Source organism: Amycolatopsis keratiniphila, assembly GCF_000400635.2.
GTDB lineage: Bacteria > Actinomycetota > Actinomycetes > Mycobacteriales > Pseudonocardiaceae > Amycolatopsis > Amycolatopsis keratiniphila.
In genome coordinates this window covers 7062873-7084701 of the sequence record NC_021252.1, presented here as the reverse complement: position 1 = coordinate 7084701, position 21829 = coordinate 7062873, and the positions used below count along the sequence as shown (strand labels likewise).

General features: G+C 69.3%; 19 protein-coding genes. 8 read left to right on the top strand and 11 right to left on the bottom strand.

Annotated features, from left to right (window positions below):
- Positions 1-14 precede the first annotated feature (14 nt).
- Positions 15-833 carry an NAD(P)H-binding protein gene (locus AORI_RS72470; protein ID WP_016336588.1) on the top strand — a complete coding sequence of 273 codons (819 nt, stop codon included), beginning with the start codon at positions 15-17 and terminating at the stop codon, positions 831-833.
- On the opposite strand, the gene AORI_RS72465 is transcribed toward AORI_RS72470, so the two are convergent.
- Entirely contained in the window at positions 809-1327 is a 519-nt protein-coding gene (locus AORI_RS72465; protein ID WP_016336587.1) for an SMI1/KNR4 family protein, read from the bottom strand. The two genes, AORI_RS72470 and AORI_RS72465, sit on opposite strands and share 25 nt — an antisense overlap.
- A 4-nt stretch (positions 1328-1331) precedes the next feature.
- On the bottom strand, positions 1332-1952 hold the full coding sequence (locus AORI_RS72460) for a TetR/AcrR family transcriptional regulator (protein WP_016336586.1): 621 nt from the start codon (positions 1950-1952) through the stop codon (positions 1332-1334).
- A gap of 101 nt (positions 1953-2053) precedes the next feature.
- Between AORI_RS72460 and AORI_RS72455 the strand changes: the two genes are divergently transcribed.
- On the top strand, positions 2054-3073 hold the full coding sequence (locus tag AORI_RS72455) for a hypothetical protein (RefSeq protein ID WP_016336585.1): 1020 nt from the start codon (positions 2054-2056) through the stop codon (positions 3071-3073).
- Positions 3074-3121: 48 nt separating this feature from the next.
- On the opposite strand, the gene AORI_RS72450 is transcribed toward AORI_RS72455, so the two are convergent.
- The 3 genes from AORI_RS72450 to AORI_RS72440 all read right to left on the bottom strand — a co-directional run bounded on the left by AORI_RS72450 (position 3122) and on the right by AORI_RS72440 (position 7862).
- A complete protein-coding gene (locus AORI_RS72450) occupies positions 3122-5710 on the bottom strand; it encodes a CBM96 family carbohydrate-binding protein (RefSeq protein WP_016336584.1) in 2589 nt (862 codons plus the stop codon).
- A gap of 65 nt (positions 5711-5775) precedes the next feature.
- Entirely contained in the window at positions 5776-6903 is a 1128-nt protein-coding gene (locus AORI_RS72445) for a C40 family peptidase (protein ID WP_016336583.1), read from the bottom strand.
- Entirely contained in the window at positions 6903-7862 is a 960-nt protein-coding gene (locus tag AORI_RS72440; RefSeq protein WP_016336582.1) for a nucleoside hydrolase, read from the bottom strand. The genes AORI_RS72445 and AORI_RS72440 overlap by 1 nt, the downstream gene beginning before the upstream one ends.
- Positions 7863-7915: 53 nt before the next feature.
- Here AORI_RS72440 and AORI_RS72435 point away from each other — a divergent pair, with 53 nt between their 5' ends.
- The gene (locus AORI_RS72435; RefSeq protein WP_043848328.1) at positions 7916-8674 is read left to right on the top strand and encodes an acyltransferase; all 759 of its coding nucleotides are present in this window, start codon (positions 7916-7918) and stop codon (positions 8672-8674) included.
- 210 nt (positions 8675-8884) lie between these two features.
- Here AORI_RS72435 and AORI_RS72430 read toward each other — a convergent pair whose 3' ends face one another.
- The gene (locus AORI_RS72430; protein ID WP_016336580.1) at positions 8885-9451 is read right to left on the bottom strand and encodes an NADAR family protein; all 567 of its coding nucleotides are present in this window, start codon (positions 9449-9451) and stop codon (positions 8885-8887) included.
- Between the two features lie 95 nt (positions 9452-9546).
- Here AORI_RS72430 and ilvA point away from each other — a divergent pair, with 95 nt between their 5' ends.
- A complete protein-coding gene (gene ilvA, locus AORI_RS72425; RefSeq protein ID WP_016336579.1) occupies positions 9547-10803 on the top strand; it encodes a threonine ammonia-lyase IlvA in 1257 nt (418 codons plus the stop codon).
- A 70-nt stretch (positions 10804-10873) separates the two neighbouring features.
- Here the strand turns inward: ilvA and AORI_RS72420 are convergent, their stop codons facing one another.
- The gene (locus tag AORI_RS72420) at positions 10874-11698 is read right to left on the bottom strand and encodes an NAD(P)H-binding protein (protein ID WP_016336578.1); all 825 of its coding nucleotides are present in this window, start codon (positions 11696-11698) and stop codon (positions 10874-10876) included.
- A 77-nt stretch (positions 11699-11775) separates the two neighbouring features.
- On the bottom strand, positions 11776-13203 hold the full coding sequence (locus tag AORI_RS72415; RefSeq protein WP_016336577.1) for a short-chain fatty acyl-CoA regulator family protein: 1428 nt from the start codon (positions 13201-13203) through the stop codon (positions 11776-11778).
- Positions 13204-13431: 228 nt separating this feature from the next.
- Here AORI_RS72415 and aceA point away from each other — a divergent pair, with 228 nt between their 5' ends.
- The 3 genes from aceA (at position 13432) to AORI_RS84645 (ending at position 16915) form a co-directional block, all read left to right on the top strand.
- Positions 13432-14718 carry an isocitrate lyase gene (gene aceA, locus AORI_RS72410; RefSeq protein ID WP_016336576.1) on the top strand — a complete coding sequence of 429 codons (1287 nt, stop codon included), beginning with the start codon at positions 13432-13434 and terminating at the stop codon, positions 14716-14718.
- A 103-nt stretch (positions 14719-14821) separates the two neighbouring features.
- Positions 14822-16426 carry a malate synthase A gene (aceB, locus tag AORI_RS72405; RefSeq protein ID WP_016336575.1) on the top strand — a complete coding sequence of 535 codons (1605 nt, stop codon included), beginning with the start codon at positions 14822-14824 and terminating at the stop codon, positions 16424-16426.
- Positions 16427-16783: 357 nt separating this feature from the next.
- Positions 16784-16915 carry a hypothetical protein gene (locus tag AORI_RS84645; RefSeq protein ID WP_255355370.1) on the top strand — a complete coding sequence of 44 codons (132 nt, stop codon included), beginning with the start codon at positions 16784-16786 and terminating at the stop codon, positions 16913-16915.
- Positions 16916-17346: 431 nt separating this feature from the next.
- Here the strand turns inward: AORI_RS84645 and AORI_RS72400 are convergent, their stop codons facing one another.
- A complete protein-coding gene (locus AORI_RS72400) occupies positions 17347-18600 on the bottom strand; it encodes a glycosyltransferase family 4 protein (protein ID WP_016336574.1) in 1254 nt (417 codons plus the stop codon).
- 108 nt (positions 18601-18708) lie between these two features.
- On the opposite strand from AORI_RS72400, the gene AORI_RS72395 reads away from it, so the two are divergent.
- Positions 18709-20529, top strand: a complete 1821-nt coding sequence (locus AORI_RS72395; RefSeq protein WP_046199854.1) for a glycoside hydrolase family 2 protein — start codon at positions 18709-18711, stop codon at positions 20527-20529.
- On the opposite strand, the gene AORI_RS72390 is transcribed toward AORI_RS72395, so the two are convergent.
- Together AORI_RS72390 and AORI_RS72385 are read right to left on the bottom strand one after the other, a co-directional pair.
- Positions 20463-20690 carry a hypothetical protein gene (locus AORI_RS72390; RefSeq protein WP_043848327.1) on the bottom strand — a complete coding sequence of 76 codons (228 nt, stop codon included), beginning with the start codon at positions 20688-20690 and terminating at the stop codon, positions 20463-20465. The genes AORI_RS72395 and AORI_RS72390 overlap by 67 nt on opposite strands.
- Entirely contained in the window at positions 20690-21751 is a 1062-nt protein-coding gene (locus AORI_RS72385) for a chymotrypsin family serine protease (protein ID WP_016336572.1), read from the bottom strand. Before AORI_RS72385 ends, AORI_RS72390 begins: the two co-directional genes overlap by 1 nt.
- Positions 21752-21829 lie beyond the last annotated feature (78 nt).

Sequence of the window (21829 nt, the reverse complement as noted above, 5' to 3'; positions counted from 1 at the left end):
CAAAAGGAACGATCATGATCCTGCTCACCGGAGCGAACGGCGTCGTGGGACGTCAGGTGAAGAATGTCCTGCTGCGCCAAGGTATCGACGTCACCGCGATCACCCGCGGCGACGGGGACCTGTTCAGTCCTGCCTGGATCGAACAGGCGCTGGAAGGTGTCGAAGCGATCCAGATCAGCCCGCGGGCCACCGGTCCCGGCCTCGAAGAGCTGCTGAAGCTGGCGGCCGGACGAGGGGTGCGGCGGGTGGTGCTGTTGTCGGCCACCACCGTCGAGTACCCGGCCGGGGAGGCGCGGTTCGCCGGACAGTTCAAGAAAGCCGAAGAGCTCGTCACGCGCTCCGGTCTGGAGTGGACGGTCCTGCGCCTGGCGGATTTCGCCGCCAACGCGCTGGCCTGGGTGCCCCAGCTCCAGGCGGGTGACGTGGTGCGCGGCGCGTACGGACGCGCCGCCACCTCCCCGATCCATGAAACCGACATCGCCGCGGTGGCCGTGCGAGGCCTGCTCGGCGAGCTCCCGGCGGGGTCGGTGTACACGCTGACCGGTCCGGGATCGGTGGACCAGCACGAGAAGGTGCGGCTCATCGGCGCGGCCGTCGGCCGGGCACTGTCCTTTCAGGAGCTTCCGCCCGAGCGGGTGCGGCAGGGGATGCTCGCCCAGGGACTACCCGAGGAGGTCCCCGCCCGCCTGCTCGGTTCCCTGGCCGACTACAGCGAGCGTCCGGGCCCCACGACCACCACGGTGGAAGAGCTCCTCGGACGGCCCGCGCTCACGTTCGCGGACTGGGCGCGCGACAACGCGACGTCCTTTCAGGCCCAGCCGATCCGCTCGTAGAACGGCGTGATCCACGCGCGGAACCGATCCCCGTGGGCTTCCTGGGCGGCGGCCACGACGGCGTCCGGATCCTCGGACGGCGTCAGGCCCCGCCCTCGGAGCCACTCGACGAACAGCTCGTGCGAGCCGCTGTGGTCGTCGTCTTCCGCGCGGTAGTAGTAGGCCGAATCGTGGTCGACCATGATCTCGGCGTCGAAACCCAGCAGTCGCAGGAAATCCGTGAAGTCGCGGGCGATGACGTGCTCACCGCCCTCGTCGCCGAAGACCACGATCGGCTCCGTCGCGTCGTCGGCTCGCCAGATCGCGTAGGTCGAGCCGCTCCCGTTCGCCTGGGCGAACGGGATCAAGCGCGAGAGGAACTCGGGGTCGTCCAGCTCCTGGGGGAAGCGGCTTTTGTCGTCGTAGTCGGACAGCTCGAAACCGTCGGCGAGGTAGTCGCCGGTCGAGTCGTAGAGGTCCTTCAGCTCGTTCAGGACCGGAATCGGGGAGTACACGCGATCACCTTATGTCGCCACGGGCTTCGGCGGCGTCGAGTGCGGGAACGAGGGGCGCGAGCGCGGTGCGGAGCAGGTCGGGCAGCGAGCCGGAAGGGACGACGAGCCCGCCGGTCGTGAGCGGCTGTAACCATCGCTCGAGTGCGATGCGCACCGCGGCGGTCACGCTCGCCGCGAGCACGTGGGCGACGTGTGGCGGGATGTCGCCGAGGCGTTCGGTGATCGCGTCGGCGAGGGGGAGTTCGATCGCGCTGGTGGTGTCGGTGAAGGCGGCGCGCAACGCCGGACGGGTGGTGATCAGCAGCAGCGCGTCGCGATGGTGCTCGCCCGGGTCGGTGTAGAGCTCGACGATCGCTTCGATCACGGCGTCGGCGAGGCTGGCTTCAGCCGGCCGGGCCGCCACCGCCGCCGCGATGCGTGCTTCCCGTTCGGCGGTGACGGCGGCGACGATGGCCTGCTCGCGGCTGGAGAAGTAGTTGTTGTAGGTCCGGGGCGAGACTCCGGCGGCCTCGGCGATGTCGTCGACGCGCACGTTTTCGGGGCCACGCTCCAGGGCCAGCCGCAGTGCCGCCTCGCGCAAGGTCCTTCTGGTGGCCTGCTTCTTCTGGTCGCGCAATCCGGTCACGGGCCGAGTGTCCCAGCAAACTTGCGCGAACGCAAACTTGCGTGCACGCAAGTTTCTGCCTAGCCTCGGGCACCACATTCCGACACGAGAGGACCGAACCCATGCGTGCCAAAGGCATCGCCTACGACACCGGCTTCGTCAGGGGCGGCGAGAACTCCCGCGAGAACTTCGACCTCGACCTGGTGAAACGGGAGCTGGCCATCATCCGCGACGATCTGCACTGCAACGCCGTGCATCTCGTCGGCGGCGATCCGGAACGGCTGGAACAGGCCGCCCACCTCGCCGCCGAACTCGGGCTGGAGGTCTGGTTCTCGCCCTACCCGCTGGAGCTGACGCCCGAGGAGATGCTGGCGTTGTTCGCCGACTGCGCGCGGCGGGCGGAGCGGGTCCGGCGGTCGGGAGCCGAAGTCGTGTTCGTCACCGGCGTCGAGCTGAGCCTCATGGACCACGGATTCCTGCCCGGTGACGACATCGCCGAGCGGCTCGAACGACTCTTCGGCAGGCCGGAGAGCCTGGGTGAGCGAGTCGCCGAGGCGAGCGCGCGGCTCAACGATTTCCTCGAGGAGGCCGTGGCGACGGTCCGTGAGCGCTTTCTCGGGAAGATCACCTACGCCTGCATCCCGTTCGAGCGGGTCGACTGGACCCTCTTCGACATCATGTCGGTCGAACTCATCCGGTCCGCGGAGGTGGCCGACCGGTTCCAGGAAGGGGTGCGTGCCCTTGTGGCGCAAGGAAAGCCGCTCGCGATCACCGGCTTCGGCACGGCCACCTGGCGCGGCGCGGGCGAGCTGGCCCCGCGCAGTATGGAGATCGTCGAGCACGACGAGATCGGCCGCCCGGTCCGGCTGAACGGCGAGTATGACCGCGACGAGGCCGGGCAGGCCGAGTACCTGCGCGAGCTGCTGGAGATCTTCGACGCCGAAGGTGTCGACGCCGCCTTCGTCTACCTTTTCGCGCTCTCCAACTACCCGCACCGTCCCGACGACCCTCGCCGTGACCTGGACCTGGCCAGTCTCGGCATCGTCAAAGTCCTCGAAAACCGCGACGGCGAAACCTATCCGGGCATGCCGTGGGAACCCAAGGCCGCGTTCGCGGCGCTCGCCGAGTACTACCGCGGCTGAACGCGGCGGCCCCGCTCCCTGCCGGGAACGGGGCCGCCGGTCACGCGGTCAGTTGACGTACACCGGGTAGCCGATGCCACCCGACTTGCCACCGTCTGCCGTGTTGCCCCGCACGAAGACCACATAGGTCCCTCTGGCCGGTGGGGTCCACGTCATCGTCCCCGCCCCCGAACCGTCCGCCGGTACGGTGATCTCCTCCGTCTCGGTCCCCCGGTCGTTCCGGATGGAGTAGGTGTACGAGACCATGCCCGGCATACCCGGCGTGAAGGTGAACGTCCCCGGCACACCGGCACCGCCCGACCATGTGCTTTCCGGGTACTCCTTCGAGGACACGTACGGCGCGCTCAGAATGTTGAAGTAATACGCCTTCTCCTGCGAGGAGACGTTGTCGGCGGTCACCGTGCGCACCCGCAGGTTGTGGTAGGCCGAGCCTTCCGGCGGCAGCGGGGGAGTCCACGCCAGCACGGCGCGCCCGTTTTCGGCGGCCGTCCGCTGGAAGGGACCCCAGTCGAACGAGTATTCGAACGCCACCGCGCCCGGCTGGCGGGCTTCGAACGTGAAGCTGCCGGGGAACACCCGCCCGTTCATCTGGAATTCCTTCGAGGTCACCGCTGGATCGTTCGTCGCCATCCAGGTGATGTTGCCCGTCGACGACCACACGCCCGCCGCGTTCTTCGTGCGCACCAGCATCTCGTAGTCGCCGATCCTCGGCAGGGTGTAGTTCACCGTCGCGGTGTTCCCGCTGACCGGCACGGTCCACCTCGTCGCCGGGTCCGCCGCCAGCCAGTACTCGAACTCCACGGCGTTCGGCATCGGGGTGGTGAACGTGAACGCGACGGCCGCACCCTCCGTCCCGATGTCGCCCACGTAGCCGACCGTGGGCCGCCAGGTGTTGAGCCACAACCGTTTCTCCGTCACCGGGGACAACCCGCCGGACGTGTCGCGGGCCTGGACCCGCAGCAGGGTCTGCTCGGTCGAGGTGACCTCGACCGGCAGCGCGGCGGTTCCGTCGGCGTTCGCCTTGACCGTCCACTTCGTACTCTCGGCACTCGCGAACCAGTAGTCGTACTCGACGATGTGCGGCATTCTCGGTTTCGCCGTGTACGTGACCGAGGCGCCGAGGTCGACGTTTTCGGGCCCGCTCACCACCGGTGACGCGTCGACGAGGAAGCGGTACTCCCGTTCCGGCGACTTCACGCCCGAGGCGTCGGTGCTGCGCACGAACAGCACGTGCTCACCGCCGGTGGCCGGCGTGATCGTCACCTCGGCGACGCCGTCCTGGCCCGCCGTGACCGTGGCGGACGCGCCGTCGTTCAGCCGGTAGTCGTAGCCCACGACGTTCGGTGCCGCCGGTGCGAACCGGAACACGCCAGGCACGCCGATGCCGCCGTCCGGGCCGCCCTGCGGCGGGTAGCGGTCGGACGTGACCGTCGGCCGCGTCTCCTTGACGATGAACGAGTGGTAGGTACTGAGCGAGAGATTGCCCGCCCGGTCCCACGCCCGTACGACCACCGAGTCCCAGCCGTTGGTCGTGGGGGTGAAGCTGATGGTGGCCGTGCCGTCGGGGCCCGCGGCGATCTCCCGCATGTCCCCGCCGAAGTCGTAGTCGTAACGCACGACGTCGGTGGAACCGTTGGGGGAGAAGGTGAACTCGCCCGCCACGCCGACCCCGCCGCCCTCGGTGTCCGCCGGATACGTCGCGGAGGCGACGGCGGGCGCGTTCGGATCCGTTCGGTCGACGGTGAACCGGCACGGGCCGGTCGTGGACGACTTCGCCCCCCAGCTGTCCTGTGCGTACACCTCCCACGCGTAGGTACCGTCGGCGAGGCCCCAGGTGTCCACGTACGCCTCGGAGCCGGCGGCCGTACGCCGTTGTGACGGGTCCGCCACCGGCCACCACGTGAACTGCCCGTACGTGGCGTCGCCGTTCGGGTCGGACAGCCGTGCGCTCAGCTTCGCCTGGTGATTCACCAGCGGCCCGGTGCCGTCCTTGGCGCAGGGTTCGTCGTTGGTGCGCAGGTCGGCCGGCGTCGCGGGCGGAGCGTTGTTCACCACCCGCAGCGTCGCCGGGGACTCGATCCTCCGATAGAAGGCGGGGTCCGCCTCGTGGGCTTCGGCGACGCGGATGCCCAGCGTGAGGTGACGGGCCTTCTGTGCGATGGCGTCCCGCACCGCGGCGGTGACGTCGAACGTGGCGTGGTTGTCGATGCAGGTGTTGTCGGCGCCCCTGGACGCCACCCGGGTCCGCTCCGCCGGTCGGCTCTGCCAGGTCGACTGCTTCGTGTAGGCGGAGGTCCGCCACACCTCGGTGGCTCGGCTGTCGCAGTTGACGTAGTGCGTCTCGCCCGCCGACAGCAGCACCGTCGTGAACGGCACACCCCGCAACGAGCCCAGGTCGAAATTCACGTAGGAGCGTTGAAGGTGCGGTGTGGTGTCCCAGGTGCCGACCGGCAGGCTGCCGGACGGCTTGAAGTAGGCGGTGGCCGGTGTCGCCGAGTCGACGTAACCCCAGGACGTCGCGGACAGTGTCACTTCCGAACGCTGTTGATCGGTGGCAGCCGCCGTCCCGCCACTGGTGACGGTGAGCGCGACGGCGAGCGCGACAGCGGGCAACGTCAGTGATCTTCGTAAGGTCATGCTGGCCCTCCCTTGTGGCATGCACGACGTACACGCCTCAAGGGGAGGGTTGGTTGCCCGTCGTCCTAAGCCGTCGGGCGGCCCGCTCCGGCGTAGTCGTCGCCCTGCTTCCGGTAGGTGTGCACCTGCACCGCCTGCCCGGTCTGCGGGGCGTCGATCATCTGCTGGTTCCCGATGTACAGCCCGACGTGGTGGATCTTGGTGTTCGGCTCGCCGTAGAAGATCAGGTCGCCCAGCTGGGGATCGGTCACCTTGTCCACGCTGTGGTACTGCGTGTGGGCGGTGCGCATGAGCTTGACGCCGGCGCTGGCGTACGCGGCCGTCGTCAATCCGGAGCAGTCGAAGCCGGGGTCGCTGCCGCCGGTGCCGTTGCCGCCCCAGACGTACGGCAGCCCGATCTTGTCGATCGCGAAGTTGACCGCGCTCAAGGCCGCCGCGTTCGGCGGCTGCGGGCTCTGGCCGACCGTGCCGTAGACGTTCACCGTCGCGAGCGTGCGGTGCATCAGCAGCGGCGCGGGCTGCAGCGTGCTCACCGCGTTCCACCACGTCTGGCCCTGGCCGAGGTCGCGGCCGCCCGCGCACAGGGCGCGCCCGGCGGTGAGCGTGGCGTCGTCGATGTTCTGCGGGTCCGGCTTCCCGCCGCTCGCCGAAGCCTTGAACCGGTCCCACACCGACGAGGTCAGCTGCAGCGGGCCGCTCGCGTTCGCGGACGAGACGACCTTGTTGTAGAAGTCGCGGACCTCGACCGCGCCGAGCGGCTTGGTCAGCACGCCGTCGGCGTTCAGCCCCGAACCGGCGGCGCGGCCGTGATCGGAGGCGATCTTCCCGAGCGCGGCCAGCGTCACCCAGGACAGGCGGCAGCCCGGCGTTTCCTTGCTCAGCGCCACGGTGGTCTTCGCGTACCCGGTCATCGCGCGCAGCGGGATGTCGAGCCAGCCGCTGGTCTTCGACACCCAGGCGTCGAACTCCTGCCCCATCTGCTGCGGGACCTTCGGCTGTTCCTTCGGCATCTCCGCCGGGGCGGACGAGGACGGCGGCGGCGTGGGCGGGGCCGAGGACTCGACGGCCGCGGCTTCCGTCTTCGGCTCGTCCTTCGGCGCGAAGGTGATGGCGGCGACCAGCGCGGCCCCCGCGACGACGACCGCGGCGGCGATCACCGGGAGCCTGCGGCGGCGCGAGGTTTCCTGTTCCATCACCGGCCTCCGGTGATGGAACCGAGGACGAACTCGCGGAAGGCGTCCACGTCGGTGGTCAGCGCGACGTCGATGGTGCGGCCGGGCACGGCCTGCGGATCGGTGCTTCGCAGCCTTCGCCGGTCCACCAGCGTCGCGCCGCGGGCGGGGCCGAAGCCGCACTCGACGTCCACGGGGTACGACTCGACGTCGAGGATGCCCGGCCGGATCGCCTCGGCCACCGCGACCGCGTCGTGCATGACCATCCCGGGGAGCCCGAGGATCGGGGTGTAGTGCTCGACGTAGGTGGGCGTCAGCGCTTCGAGCGCCGCGCCGAGCGGCCCGGACGCGGCGAGTTTGCCGAGCCAGTCCGTGTCGACCGAGCACTGGTGCGTGATGTCGAGCGGGACCAGCACCGTCGGGATGTCCTCGTCGACCAGCACCCGGCGCGCGGCCTCGGGGTCGCTCCAGATGTTGAACTCGGCCGCGGTGGTGGAGTTCCCCTTGGTCACCCCGCCGCCCATGATGACGATCCTGCCGATCTTCTCGCGGATGTCCGGATGGGCGGCCAGCAGCAGCGCGATGTTCGTGAGCGGGCCGATCGGGGCGATGGTCACCGGCTCGTCGGCGGCTTCCAGCAGATCCACCAGCAGGCGGACGGCGCCGCGTTCGTCGAGCGGGCGTTTCGCCTCCGGCAAGGTCCCGGCGTGACCGGACAGGCCGTCCTCGCCGTGGACGAACCCGGCGGGTTTGGCGTTGTCGTAGACCATCGGCCGCGCGGCACCGGCGGCGACGGGGACGTCGTCACGGCCGAAGAGCTGCAGCAGACGGCGGGCGTTGGCGGTGGTGTGGCTCAGCGGAACGTTGCCGAACACCGTGGTCACGCCGAGCAGGTCGACGTCCTCGGCCTGCGAGGCCAGCGCCAGCGCGAAGGCGTCGTCGACCCCCGGGTCGGTGTCGATGATCAGCTTGGTCCCCATGCGCGTGCTCCCCTTTGCGGTCGACGGCCTGTTCACAGGTTACGGTCACCGGTATGACGTCCATGTGGGGTGCGCCCGCGTTGTCGCGGCTCCGTGCCTGGGGCCAGGCCCGTCGTGATCCGCGTCAGGCGAAGTTCCTGACCAAGGACTCGCTGCGCTGGGTGCTGCGAAACCGCGCGTACACGCCCTGGTACCTGGTGCGGTACTGGCGGCTGCTGAAGTTCCGGATCGCGAACCCGCACATCATCCTGCGGGGGATGGTGTTCCTCGGCAAGGACGTCGAGATCCACTGCCGTCCCGGCTACGGGCGGCTGGAGATCGGCCGCTGGGTGCACATCGGCGACGGCAACGCGATCCGCTGCCACGAGGGTTCGCTGCGCATCGGCGACAAGGCCGTCTTCGGGCGGCAGAACGTCCTCAACGGCTACCTCGACATCGAGCTCGGCGCGGCCACGCTCGTCGCGGACTGGGTGTACATCTGCGACTTCGACCACGTCACCAGCGACATCACCGTCCCGATCAAGGACCAGGGCATCGTGAAGTCGCCGGTGCGGATCGGGCCCGACACCTGGATCGGCACCAAGGTCTCCGTGCTCAAGGGCACCCGCGTCGGCCGCGGCTGCGTCCTCGGCGCCCACGCCGTGGTGCGGGGCGAGATCCCGGACTATTCGATCGCCGTCGGCTCGCCGGCGCGCGTCGTCCGGAACCGCCAGGACGACTACGCCGCCGACGCCGCCCGCCGCGAAGCCGTCGCGGACATGGCGCGCAAGGCGAACAAAGCACTCCAGAAAACCCTGGGCGTCGACTCGTAACTCGCGTGACGTCCGCCCGATCACGCGTGTCGTCCATCTGATCACGCGTGTCGTCCGCTGGATCACCTCTGCCGTCCGCCTGGTCACAGCCATCGGCCCGGTCGGCAGGGCAGCAGTGGGCAACCGTCTGGCGGATCCGGCCGACTCGCGTGCTTGGACGGACGACTCGCGTGATCAGACGGACGACACGCGTGCTTGGACGGACGAGAACTAGCCGCGCAGCTGCTCGCGGACCTCCATGAGCGCGAAGCCCAGGAGGTTCTGCCCGCGCCAGTAGTCGGGGCGGGTGGCGTTCTTGTCCTCGCGGGCGAGGCCGCTGCCCCAGACCAGGTCCATCCTCGACGCCTCGACGATCACCTTGTCGCCCGTGCTCAGCAGGAACTCGCGCTCTTCGGCGTGCTGGCGGAACTTCTCGAGGTTGCCGTCGATGACGATGTCGAAGCGGTGCCGCTCCCAGACCTCGGCGTCGAAACCGGCGACCTCGCGCCCGAGGATCTTGGCGGTCTTGGGGTCCGGCGCCTGACGGATGTTCGCCGCCGCGGCGTGATCGCCGAACAGCTCGGCCTTGCTCGCCATCATGAAATGCTCGGCCGTCGGGTACCGCTCGCCGTCCACCACGAACGGCGCCAGCCACCACTGGCTCAGGCAGGCCGCGTTGACCCGGCCGCTCTTGAGCGGGGTGTGGCCGTAGAAGAGCTGGTACTCGGGCTCCGCGCCACTGTGGACCAGCTCGCGCAACGCATCGAGACTCCGGACTCCGTCGACCTTGCTCACCATGGCGACCAGTGGACCACAGGCCACCGACAACCCGGTGAAGCACCCACTGGACCACTCTCCGTCGTGGCCGGGGCCGGTCAGTACATTCAGCATTCGTGCAAGGGATCGAAACGGTGAGCGCCCGAACGGTCGAAGAGGCCGCCAAGCGATTGGCCGGGGTGGTGACCCGCACGCCGCTCGAACCGAACGAGCGGCTTTCGGCGCGGGTGGACGCCCGCGTCTGGCTCAAACGCGAAGACCTGCAGACCGTGCGCTCGTACAAGATCCGCGGTGCCTACAACTTCATCGTCCAGCTCGACGCGGAGCACCGGGAGCGCGGCGTCGTCTGCGCGAGCGCGGGCAACCACGCGCAGGGCGTCGCGTACGCCTGCCGCCGCCTCGGCGCGAACGGCCGCGTCTACGTCCCCGGCACGACTCCCCGGCAGAAGCGCGAGCGCATCGCGACGCTGGGCGGCTCGCATATCGAGGTCATCGTCGTCGGCGAGACCTACGAAGACGCCTTCAGTGCCGCGAAGCAGGACGCCGAGAACACCGGCGCGACGCTGGTCCCCGCGTTCGACGCGCCGGAGACGGTCGCCGGGCAGGGCACGGTCGCGATGGAGGTCGTCGCGCAGCTCGGGTTCGTCCCGGACGTCATGGTGGTGCCGGTCGGCGGTGGCGGCCTGCTCGCGGGGATCGCCGCGTGGGCCGCGGAACGCGCGCCGGAGATGCGGATCGTCGGGGTCGAGCCGGCGGGCGCGACCTGTATGGCGGCCGCGCTGGCGGCGGGGGAGCCGGTGCGGCTCGAAAGCGTCGATACCTTCGTGGACGGTGCGGCGGTCGCGCAGGCCGGATCGGTGACGTATCCGCTGGTCCGCGACGGCGGCGTCGAGCTCACCGACGTCGCCGAGGGCGCGATCTGCACCGAGATGCTCGCGATGTACCAGTCCGACGGCGTGATCGCCGAACCCGCGGGCGCGCTCGCGACCGCCGCGCTGGGCACGACGGTGAAGATCGACCCCGGGCAGATCGTGGTGTGCGTCGTCTCCGGCGGCAACAACGACGTCAGCCGCTACGGCGAGGTGCTCGAACGGTCGCTGATCCACGAAGGACTGAAGCACTACTTCCTGGTGGGGTTCCCGCAGGAGCCCGGCGCGCTGCGGCGGTTCCTCGACGAGGTCCTCGGGCCGGACGACGACATCACGCGGTTCGAGTACGTGAAGCGCAACAGCCGCGAGACCGGCCCGGCGCTGATCGGCGTCGAACTCGCGCGGCCGGGTGACCTGGAAGGTCTTCTGCACCGGCTGGAGGTCAGCCCGCTCCAGGTGGAACGGGTGGAACCGGGCAGCCCGCTGTTCCACTTCCTGGTGTGACCCGGATGTCATGAAAGGGTCGTTCAGGACGAAAAACGTCCTGAACGACCCTTTCATGACACACGCGGGGCTAGCGGAAGGCGGCCAGATGCGTCCGTGCCCAGGTCGCGAACGGACGTGGCTCCCGTCCGGTCAGATCCTGGACGGCACCCGTGACCTCGGAGTCGTCGAACTCGCCCTCGGCGAAGAAGCGGAAGAAAGCGTCGACGTACTTCGCCGGCATCTCCGCGCTCATCGTCACGCGCGCCTCGGCGTCCGAAAGCGGTTCCAGGCGCAGCTCCCGCCCCAACAGTTCACTCAGGACGCGGAGCCGGTCGGCCGGCCGGAGCGAACCCGGGCCGGTGATGGCGTACGCCCGGCCTTCGTGTCCCGGCGTGGTCAGCGATTCCGCGGCGACGGCGGCGATGTCGTACGGGTCGATCGTCGCCACCGGCACGTTCGCGAACGGCTCGCGCACGACGTCCCCCGCCCGGAGCTGCGGGACCCACTGCAGCGAGTTCGACATGAACCCGCTCGGCCGCAGGAAGGTCCACGCCAGCTTCGAAGCGCGCACCGCCGCCTCGGCCGCCATGTGCATCCCGGCGACGGCGTTGTCCGCGTGCCCGCCGACGACCGAACGGGACGACAGCAGCGTCACCTGCTCGACACCCGCGTCCCGCATCACCGCGAGCGCGCCGGGCATGTCCTCGTAGCCGCCGAGCAGGAAGACCGCACGGACACCGTCCAACGCGGGTTTCAGGCTCGTGGCCTCGTTGAGATCTCCCACCACCGCGTCGACGCCGTCCGGTAACGGCCGCGGTGTGCGGACCAGTGCGCGGACGGGATGCCCGCCGCGCGCCAATATTCCGGTCAGTTCCGAGCCGACGTTGCCGCCTGCCCCGGTCACCAAGATCATTCAGTTCTCCCCAGTGCGGTGGCCGCCGTCACACCGGCGGCCGTCGACGGCAACCCTGCCAGGGAGATCGGGACGGCTCAAGGCGACTTGGGCACCGCCGGATACGGGACGAAGGTGCTCGTGTTCTCGTCGACGGTGAGCTGCTTGCCGATCGTCGGGAACGCGCGCTGCGAGCAGGCCGGGCGTTCGCAGACTTTGCAGCCCATGCCGATCGGCGTGGCCGCGGCGCGGTCGTCGAGGTCGAGCCCGGTCGAATAGATCAGCCGTTTCGCGTGCCGCAGTTCGCAGCCGAGGCCGACGGTGAACGTCTTGCCGGGGCTGCCGTAGCCGCCGATGTTGCGCGACACCGTCCGCGCGACCCAGAAGTAGCTCTTGCCGTCGGGCAGGGTCGCGATCTGGGTGAGGATCTTGCCGGGCTGGGTGAACGCCTCGTAGATGTTCCACAGTGGACACGCGCCGCCGACACGGGAGAAGTGGAAACCGGCCGCGGACTGGCGTTTCGACATGTTCCCCGCCCGGTCCACGCGCACGAACGAGAACGGCACGCCGCGGTTCTTCGGCCGCTGCAACGTCGAGAGCCGGTGGCAGACCGTCTCGAAGCCGACGCCGAAGTGGTCGCACAGCCGCTCGATGTCGTAGCGGAAGCGCTCCGCGGTGGACAGGAACGGTCCATAGGGGAGGATCAGCGCGCCCGCGAAGTAGTTCGCGAGCCCGACGCGGGCCAGCGAACGCGCGGCGGGCCCGGAGAACGCCCACGAGTCGGCGAGTTCGGTGATCAGGTCGTCGTATTCGAGCAGGGCGATCTGCGAGGCCATCCGGAACGCCTGCTGCCCGACCCGGAGGCTCGGCGCCAGCCGCAGCACCCGCGGCCCGGGTTCGTACCGGTGCTGTTCGCCGTTGGCCTCGTCGATGCCTTCGCTCGTGACGTCGACGCCGTAGCGCTGGATCAGCGTTTCCTTCAGCGCCGCGAGCACCTGACCGCGTTGCAACGGGATGTCGTGCGCCATGCGTTCGGCGCGTTCGTCCAGCTCGGCGACGTAGTTCTCCCGCTCGTAGAAGAAGTCGCGGACCTCTTCGTGCGGCAGAGCGGTGGCGGCGCTCCCGTGCAGGCCGAGGCCGTTTTCCGTGGTCAGCGCGGCGGTGTTTTCGACGGCGTTGCGGTAGCTGCGGTGCAGTTTGACCAGTGCCTGGGCGATCGTCGGCAGGTTCGTGGCCAGGTCGTTGAGCTCGCTGTTCGTGACGTCGACGCCGAGCACCTCGTCGAGCAGCGCTTCCTTCACGTCCGCGACCAGCCGCGCGGTGTCGTTGTTCGCGAAGAACTCGGTGTCCACTCCGAACGCTTGCGTGATGCGAAGGAGCACCGGGACGGTCAGCGGACGCGAGTTGTGCTCGATCTGATTGAGATAACTGGGTGAGATCTCCAGCACACGAGCCAGATCCGCCTGGCTCATCGACCGGCTTTCGCGCAGATGCCGCAGCTTCGCTCCGGCGAAGGTTTTGTCCACTGAGGCCTCTCTGTCCGCAAGGTTTCCGGGCCTGAACGATTCAGTGAACGGTCAAGCACGTGAATTTTCGCTCCGCTTGCGAACCTGCGATTCGCAACCTTTGCAAGATGCTACGGAAGCTTCGCAGAAATTGGCAAATTGGAGGCCTGGATCGGATTTCCCCAGTCATGTCAGGGTCGAATCAGGAAAGGCGATCACTCGCAAACTTCGCAACACCGGGAGAATCCGATGACTCAGCACGCGCAGCAGCTGGAGCAGGCGGCCGCCGAACTGGCCAAGCAGTGGGAGACCGACCCCCGCTGGGCGGGCGTGAAGCGGTCGTACTCCGCGGCTGACGTGGTCAAGCTGCGCGGCAGCGTGGTCGAGGAGCACACGCTCGCTCGCCGCGGCGCCGAGAAGCTGTGGGACCTCCTGCACACCGAGGACTACGTCCACTCGCTGGGCGCCCTGACCGGTAACCAGGCCGTGCAGCAGGTGCGCGCCGGCCTCAAGGCCATCTACCTGTCGGGCTGGCAGGTCGCCGCCGACGCCAACCTCTCCGGCCAGACCTACCCGGACCAGAGCCTCTACCCGGCCAACTCGGTGCCCGCCGTCGTCCGCCGCATCAACAACGCGCTGGGCCGCGCCGACCAGATCAACTGGGCCGAGGGCAACACCGACATCGACTGGTACGCCCCGATCGTCGCCGACGCCGAGGCCGGCTTCGGTGGCCCGCTCAACGCCTTCGAGCTGATGAAGGGCATGATCGCCGCCGGTGCCGCCGGTGTGCACTGGGAGGACCAGCTCGCTTCCGAGAAGAAGTGTGGTCACCTGGGTGGCAAGGTGCTCATCCCGACCAAGCAGCACGAGCGCACGCTGAACGCCGCCCGCCTCGCCGCGGACGTGCTGAACGTGCCGTCGCTGATCGTCGCCCGCACCGACGCGCAGGCCGCCACGCTGATCACCAGCGACGTCGACGAGCGTGACCGCAAGTACGTCACCGGCGAGCGCACCGCCGAGGGCTTCTACAACGTCACCAACGGCATCGACCCCTGCATCGACCGCGGTCTCGCCTACGCCGAGTACGCCGACCTGCTGTGGATGGAGACCTCCAAGCCGGACCTCGAGGTCGCCCGCCAGTTCGCCGAGGCGATCAAGGCCAAGTACCCGGACCAGATGCTGGCCTACAACTGCTCGCCGTCGTTCAACTGGAAGAAGCACCTGGACGACGCGACGATCGCGAAGTTCCAGCGCGAACTCGGCCACATGGGCTACAAGTTCCAGTTCATCACCCTGGCCGGCTTCCACGCCCTGAACTACTCGATGTTCGACCTGGCGCACGGTTACGCCCGCGAGGGCATGACCGCCTACGTCGACCTGCAGGAGCGCGAGTTCGCTTCGGAGGACCGCGGTTACACCGCCACGAAGCACCAGCGCGAGGTCGGCACCGGCTGGTTCGACAACGTCGCGACCGCGCTGAACCCGGAGAGCTCGACCACCGCGCTCGCCGGTTCCACCGAGGCCGAGCAGTTCTGATCCCTCGCAAGTAGATGCCGGGTGGCGGTCTCCCGACTCCCAGGGGAGACCGCCACCCCCCATCCCCTTCCCTCTCTCTCGCGAAGCCCAGCGGAGGCACACCATGGTTGAGAAGCTGAACTACCGGATCGACGTCTGCGGACCCGCCGGTGACCGGTTCGCCGAGATCCTCACCCCGGCCGCGCTGGACTTCGTGGCCAAACTGGACAACGCGTTCGCCGGCCGCCGCCGCGAACTGCTCGACGCGCGCCGTCTGCGCCGCGAGAAGCTGCAGTCCGGTGAGGAGCCGCTGGGCTTCCTGCCCGAGACGCACGCGATCCGCGACGACAGCAGCTGGTCGGTCGCCCCGTCCGCGCCCGGTCTCGAAGACCGCCGCGTCGAGATCACCGGCCCGACCGACCGCAAGATGACGGTCAACGCGCTCAACTCCGGCGCGAAGGTCTGGCTCGCCGACTTCGAGGACGCGACGTCGCCGACCTGGCACAACGTGATCGACGGACAGCTCAACCTGTTCGACGCGATCCGCCGCAACATCGACTTCACCACCGAAGCGGGCAAGCGCTACACGATCGGCGACGAGCCCGCGACGATCGTCGCCCGCCCCCGCGGCTGGCACCTGGTGGAGAAGCACATCCGCATCGACGGCCGCCCGGTTTCGGCGAGCCTGGTCGACTTCGGCCTCTACTTCTTCCACAACGCGCGCCAGCTGCTGGCCCGCGGCAGCGGCCCGTACTTCTACCTGCCGAAGCTCGAGAACCACCTCGAAGCGCGGCTGTGGAACGACGTCTTCCTGCTGGCGCAACGGGAACTCGGCATCCCGCGCGGCACGATCCGGGCCACCGTGCTGATCGAGACGATCACCGCCGCGTTCGAGATGGAGGAGATCCTCTACGAACTGCGCGAGCACGTCGCCGGGCTGAACGCCGGCCGCTGGGACTACATCTTCAGCGTCATCAAGAACTTCTCCTCGCACGGCGCGGACTTCGTGCTCCCGGACCGCGCGCAGGTGACGATGACCGTCCCGTTCATGCGGGCCTACACCGAACTGCTGGTGCGCACCTGCCACAAGCGCGGGGCGCACGCCATCGGCGGGATGGCCGCGTTCATCCCGAGCAAGGACCCGGAGATCAACGCGACCGCGCTGGAGAAGGTCCGCCAGGACAAGGAACGCGAGGCGAACGACGGTTTCGACGGCTCGTGGGTCGCGCACCCCGGCCTCGTCCCGGTCTGCCGCGAGGTGTTCGACAACGTCCTCGGCGGCTGGCCGAACCAGCTCGGCAAGCTCCGTGAAGACGTCACCGTGACCGCCGAGGACCTGCTCGACGTCGCCAGCGCGGGCGGCGAGGTCACCGAAGCCGGTGTCCGCGCCAACATCAACGTCGCGCTGCGCTACATCGACGCTTGGCTGCGCGGCACCGGCGCGGCGGCGATCCACAACCTGATGGAGGACGCCGCCACCGCCGAGATCGCGCGCTGCCAGGTGTGGCAGTGGATCCGCAACGGCACGAAGCTCGAAGACGGCACCGCGCTCACCCGCGAACTCGCCGTGTCCTATTTGGACGAAGAGCTGGCGTCGGTGCGTTCCGAACTGGGCGAGGGCACCCGTCTCGACGACGCCTACGAGATCTTCACCGAGACCGCGCTGGGCGAGAAGCTGCCGAGCTTCCTCACCACCGGTGCGTACGCGCGATACCTGACCACGCACTGATCAAGGCTCCGGCCGCCTCTACCTGACGCGGGGCGGCCGGGTTCCACACCGGTTTGGGACGGTGTGGCCCAACGGGTCCGGTGGCGGAGGCTCCCCGCCACCGGACCCGCTTCACGCGCGCGCCCTTCCGGTAGCGCCTTGTCGGGCGTGCGCTTCGCCGCGGGGACCCCGCTCACCCCCACACCGCAGTGGGCGGGGTTTCCGCGGCTTCCGCCAGGTCCGCCACAGGACCGGACGAATCGGTCACGGACCGCGATTAGGTAGGGGTACCTAGTGATACCCCCGTTGTTTCGGTGGCGGGTCGCGCGGATGCTCGGCGCCGGGCGGGAAATCCGCCCGTTTCCCCGAGGAGCCACCATGAAGAAGCAGTTGAGAACGCTCTTGGCCGCGACCTTCGCCGTCCTCGCCGTCGCCCTCGCCGCCCCCGCGGTGTCCGCCTCGGCCGGGATCTCGGTGCAGCCGGACTGTGTCCGGCCGTGCCACTTCTGATCTTCGCCACCTAGAGCAGCCCCGGGGGTCGCGCCCCTCGCGACCCGCGTCGCTCGTGAAGGGGGATCCGGGTCCCCCGACGTCCCGGATTCCCCTTCGCCCCCACAGCGGTAGCGCGTGAAGGCCCCCTTCCCTCGGCTCAGCCGAGGAAACTCGACCTTCACGCCTCGCCTTCATGTACTGCGGGCGGTTTCGCGTGACGGGAGGGACGACGCACGTGACCAGACGGACGACACGCGTGATTGGACGGACGACACGCGGTGGGAACTCGGCTGCGAGAGTGTCGTCCGTCCAATCACAGGTGCCGTCCCTCTGGTCACAGGTGTCGTCCACCCAGACACGCGTGGCGTCCATCCAGACACGCGAAAGTGCCGAATTCGGTCACCGACCCAGGCCTGTTCCAGCGCGTTTAGTCCTCTGAATGCGCGTGCTCAGGGCTCGAAGGCGTTGCCGGTCGCGATCTTCGGCCGCCCCAGCTCCACCGGCTCACCGACGCGGGCACGCCGGTAGACGGCCACGGTCGCCTCCGCGATCCGCCCCCAGTCGAAGTCCGCGGCCAGCCGCGACTGCGCGGTCAGCGCCCGCCGCGCGGCGGCGACCTCGTCGTCCAGCACCGCCTCGACGGCGTCCCCGAGCGCCTCGACATCGCCGGGGCTGAACGCCAGGCCGGTCTCGCCGTCGACGACGACCTCGCCGAGCCCGCCCGCGGTCGAAGCCACCAGTGGCGCCTTCGCGGCGGCGGCCTCCAGCGCGACGATCCCGAACGGCTCGTACCGGCTGGGCAGCACGACGGCGTCGGCCGCGGCCAGCACGGCGCGCAGTTCGCGGTCGGACAGGTGCCCGACGAAGTCCACCGCTCGCCGGACACGCAGCTTGCGGGCCTGGTCGACCAGTTCCTCCAGATGCCGCCCCTTGCCGGCGACGACCAGCCGCGTCCCCGGTTTGGCCCGGCGGATCCGGGGGAGCGCGGCGAGCAGGTCCTGCACGCCCTTCTCCCATTCCAGCCGCCCGAAGTAGAGCAGCAGCGGCGCGCCGGAGGGGCTGTAGACCTCGCGCGCGTGCGCGACCTCCTCCTCCGGCACCTGCCAGGTGCGCTCCTCGATGCCGTTGTGGATCACGGTGACCGCGTCGGCGTCGACCTCGAACAGATGCGCCACCTCGCGGCGCATGGCCTGCGAACAGGTGATCAGCGCGTCCGAGCGGTTCGCGAGCCACCACTCGACGGAGTGCACCTGCTGGTTCAGCGGATGCGAGAGCCAGCCGGAGTGCCGTCCGGCCTCGGTGGCGTGGATCGTGCCGACCAGCGGCACCCGCGCGGCCTCCGCGATCGCGATCGCGGGGTGGGTGACCAGCCAGTCGTGCGCGTGCACGACGTCCGGCTGCCACGTGCGCAGCAGATCGGTGGCGGCGCGGACCATCGCGTGCCCCATGGCCAGCGTCCACGCGACGAGGTCCCGTTCGAAGGTCACGTGCATCGGGTCTTCGGCGACCCGGATGATCCGGACGCCCTCGACCACGCGATCGGTCCTCGGATGGGTCTCGGCGTCGGTGCCCGCCGTGTGACGGCACAGGACGACCACGTCGTGCCCCTGCCTGGCGAGATGCCGGGCCAGGGCGTGGACGTGCCGTGCGAGTCCGCCGACGACCACGGGTGGGTACTCCCACGACAACATCAGCACGCGCATGGGTGGAGGTTACTCGTGAGTCGGTCGTCACCGGGACCGGGCGATCACCCCTGCCGGTGAACCCGATCGAGGGCGACAGGCGCGGCGATCTTTGCCACCATCGGGTCGATGACCTCCTCGGTGAACGCGGCCGGACCGGCCTTCAAGACCGTCGAACCGGTGCTCTCGACGCCGTGGTCCGCGCAGGTCGGACCGGGCGATGCGCTGCCGGAGTACCCGCGTCCCCGGCTGGTCCGCGAACGCTGGCTGAACCTCAACGGCGTCTGGGAGTACGCGGGCAGCGGCGCGCCCCGCCGCGACGGGTACGGCGAGCGGATCCTGGTGCCGTTCCCGCCGGAGTCGGCGCTCTCCGGCATCGGACGGCGGGACGAAACCCTCTGGTATCGCAAGGTTTTCCACGTCCCGTCCGGGTGGGACGGCCAGCGGGTGCTGCTCCACTTCGGCGCCGTCGACCAGTCCGCGACGGTCTGGGTGAACAACCAGGAGGTGGCCGTCCACGAAGGCGGGTACACGGCCTTCAGCGCGGACATCACCGACGTCCTGCGCCCGTCCGGATCGCAGGAACTCACCGTCCGCGCGACGGATCGGACAGACGCCTCGACGCATCCCGTCGGCAAGCAGCGGAACGACCCGAAAGGGATCTTCTACACCGCCGCCTCGGGGATCTGGCAGACCGTCTGGCTGGAGCCTGTGCCGTCCGCGCACATCCGGGAATTGCCGCTGATCCCGGATCTCGAAGGGGTGACCGTTGTGCCCAAGGTCACAGGCGGCGCCCGGGTCGAGATGATCGTCAGCGAGCCCGAGGGCGCGGAAGTGGCCCGCGTCGAAGGAGAGGCGGGGCAGCGGTTGCGCGCAAACCTTCCTGCGCCGCACCTGTGGACGCCGGACGACCCTTATCTCTACGACCTCCAGGTCCGCTTGCTCGACGAAAGCGGCAACGTGCTCGACGTCGTCGAGTCCTACACCGGGCTCCGGACGATCGGCACGGTCGCCGACGCCCAGGGCAGGCCGCGGATCGCGCTCAACGGCCGGATCACCTTCCTCCACGGCCCGCTCGACCAGGGTTATTGGCCCGACGGGATCCACACCGCGCCCACCGACGAGGCGCTGCGGTTCGACCTGGAGAAGACCAAGGAGCTCGGCTTCAACTTCGTCCGCAAACACGTCAAGGTCGAGCCGGAACGCTGGTACCACTGGGCGGACAGGCTGGGCCTGCTCGTCTGGCAGGACATGCCGTCGCTCACCGTCTCCTTCGACGGTCCGCCCGGGACGGCGCCCGACCCGGTCCCGGAGGCACAAGAGCGATTCGAAGCCGAATTGACCGAGATGATCGAGCAACTGCGCGGCGTGACCTCGATCGTCGGCTGGGTGCCGTTCAACGAGGGCTGGGGAGAATTCGACACCGCGCGCATCGCGAAGCTGGTGAAGGACCTCGACCCGACGAGGCACGTCATCGCGAACAGCGGGGTGAACTGCTGTTTCTCCCGGCCGGACACCGGCGCGGGTGACGTCTACGACGACCATACCTACGTCGGGCCGGGGAGCCCCGCGGTGAAGGACCACAGGGTGATCGTCGACGGCGAGTACGGCGGGCTCGGCCTCGTCGTCGACGGGCATCGCTGGCCGGGCGAGCCGCAGGCCTACGAGATGACGCCGACCCCGGCACAGCTGACGAAGCGCTATGCCGAGGTCAGCGAGAACCTCGAACGGATCGTCGCCGGAACCGGCCTTTCCGGCGCGATCTACACGCAGACCACCGACGTCGAGAACGAGGTCAACGGCCTGCTCACCTACGACCGGCGGGTGGTGAAGGCGGACGCGGGAATCGTCGCCGCCCGCAATCGCGCGGTCATCGAGACGGGTCAGTCCGGCCGGGCCTCCACCGGACCGCCGGAGTCACGGACCCGGACGGGCACTCCGAGCAGCTGAGAAGGCAACTGCCCGGAGTCGTGACCGGGGGTCATCCACACGTCGATCGTGGGTGCCCCCTCGGCCTCGCCCTGTCCGACCCCGACCACTCCGGGGACGTCGTCGAGCCACCGGGACGCCGCCACGAGGGCGGCATCGACATCCGACACGTCTTCGGCCACTACGGATGCACCTTGATCCCGAGCGCGGCCTCGACCAGCGTGATCCGGTTGATCACGGTGACCACCGGCGAACCGGCGAACAGCAGGCCGACGGCGTTCTCGCTCAGGTCCGCCACGAGGCTGCCCGAGTCGCCGCCCGCCGACATGTCGGTGGTGAGGAGCTGCTGCGCGAACCGGGCCACCCGGCCGCCGCCGTAGTTCACGTCGACGGTGGCGTTGATGTTCGTGATCCGCCCGGTGGTCCAGTTCGTGGTCCGGCCGGTCTTCTGCACCACGGTGCCGACCGCGGGGGCCACGTTGGTGCCCTTGAGGTCGCCGACCCAGAAGATCCGCCGGTCGAGGTCGTGGAACTGGCCCTCGGCGATGGCGGCGTCGACGAAGTTCAGCGGCACCGGCTGGCCGGCGGCGATGAACTTGATCGGCACGAAGCGGCTCAGCCTCGCGATGACGTCGGTGGGGACGACACCGCCGTCGAACGGGCCGGGCTGCAGGATGGGATCGCCGATGGCGGCGGCGTTGGAGTTCGCGAGCACGTGGTTGTTGCTCAGGATGTAGTACTTCGCCGGTTTGCCGGGCAGTGCCGTGGCGTCGTAGACCGCGGTGCCGTAGGTGCCGGCGGTGATCTTGAAGTGGCCGACGCTCAGCCCGCCGAACGCCGGGCGGAACCGCTTGGCGAGGGTGAACGGGCCGACCTGCTCACGGGCGAGTTCGTCGGGGCGGCTCAGTGCGGGCGACGGCACGTCGTCGAGTACCGACGGCGAGCCGTTCGCCTTCGGTGCCGCGATACTGCGACCCGCCTGCAGCACACCGACCTCCTGGACGTCGGTGGGCACCCCGGCCAGCGTCGACGGGACGAGGTCGTCCTCACGCAGCATCTCGTGCGGCATCTTCGTGTCGACGAGGACGGTGATCGCCTTCTCGCCGGTGTCCCTCCCGCCGGACCATTTGGTGCCGAGCGCGACACCCACCACGTTCTGCCGGTTCAGCAACGCGTCCTCTTCCGCCGCCTGCACGCTCGCGAGGGAGAGGAAATCGTCCGGGATCATGTTGTTTTCGATCATGTCTGCCACACTTTTCTGGTTGTCGGTGCTGACTCAAGTGCGGGACTCCCGACGAAAGAGTGTTCCCCTGTCCCCGGG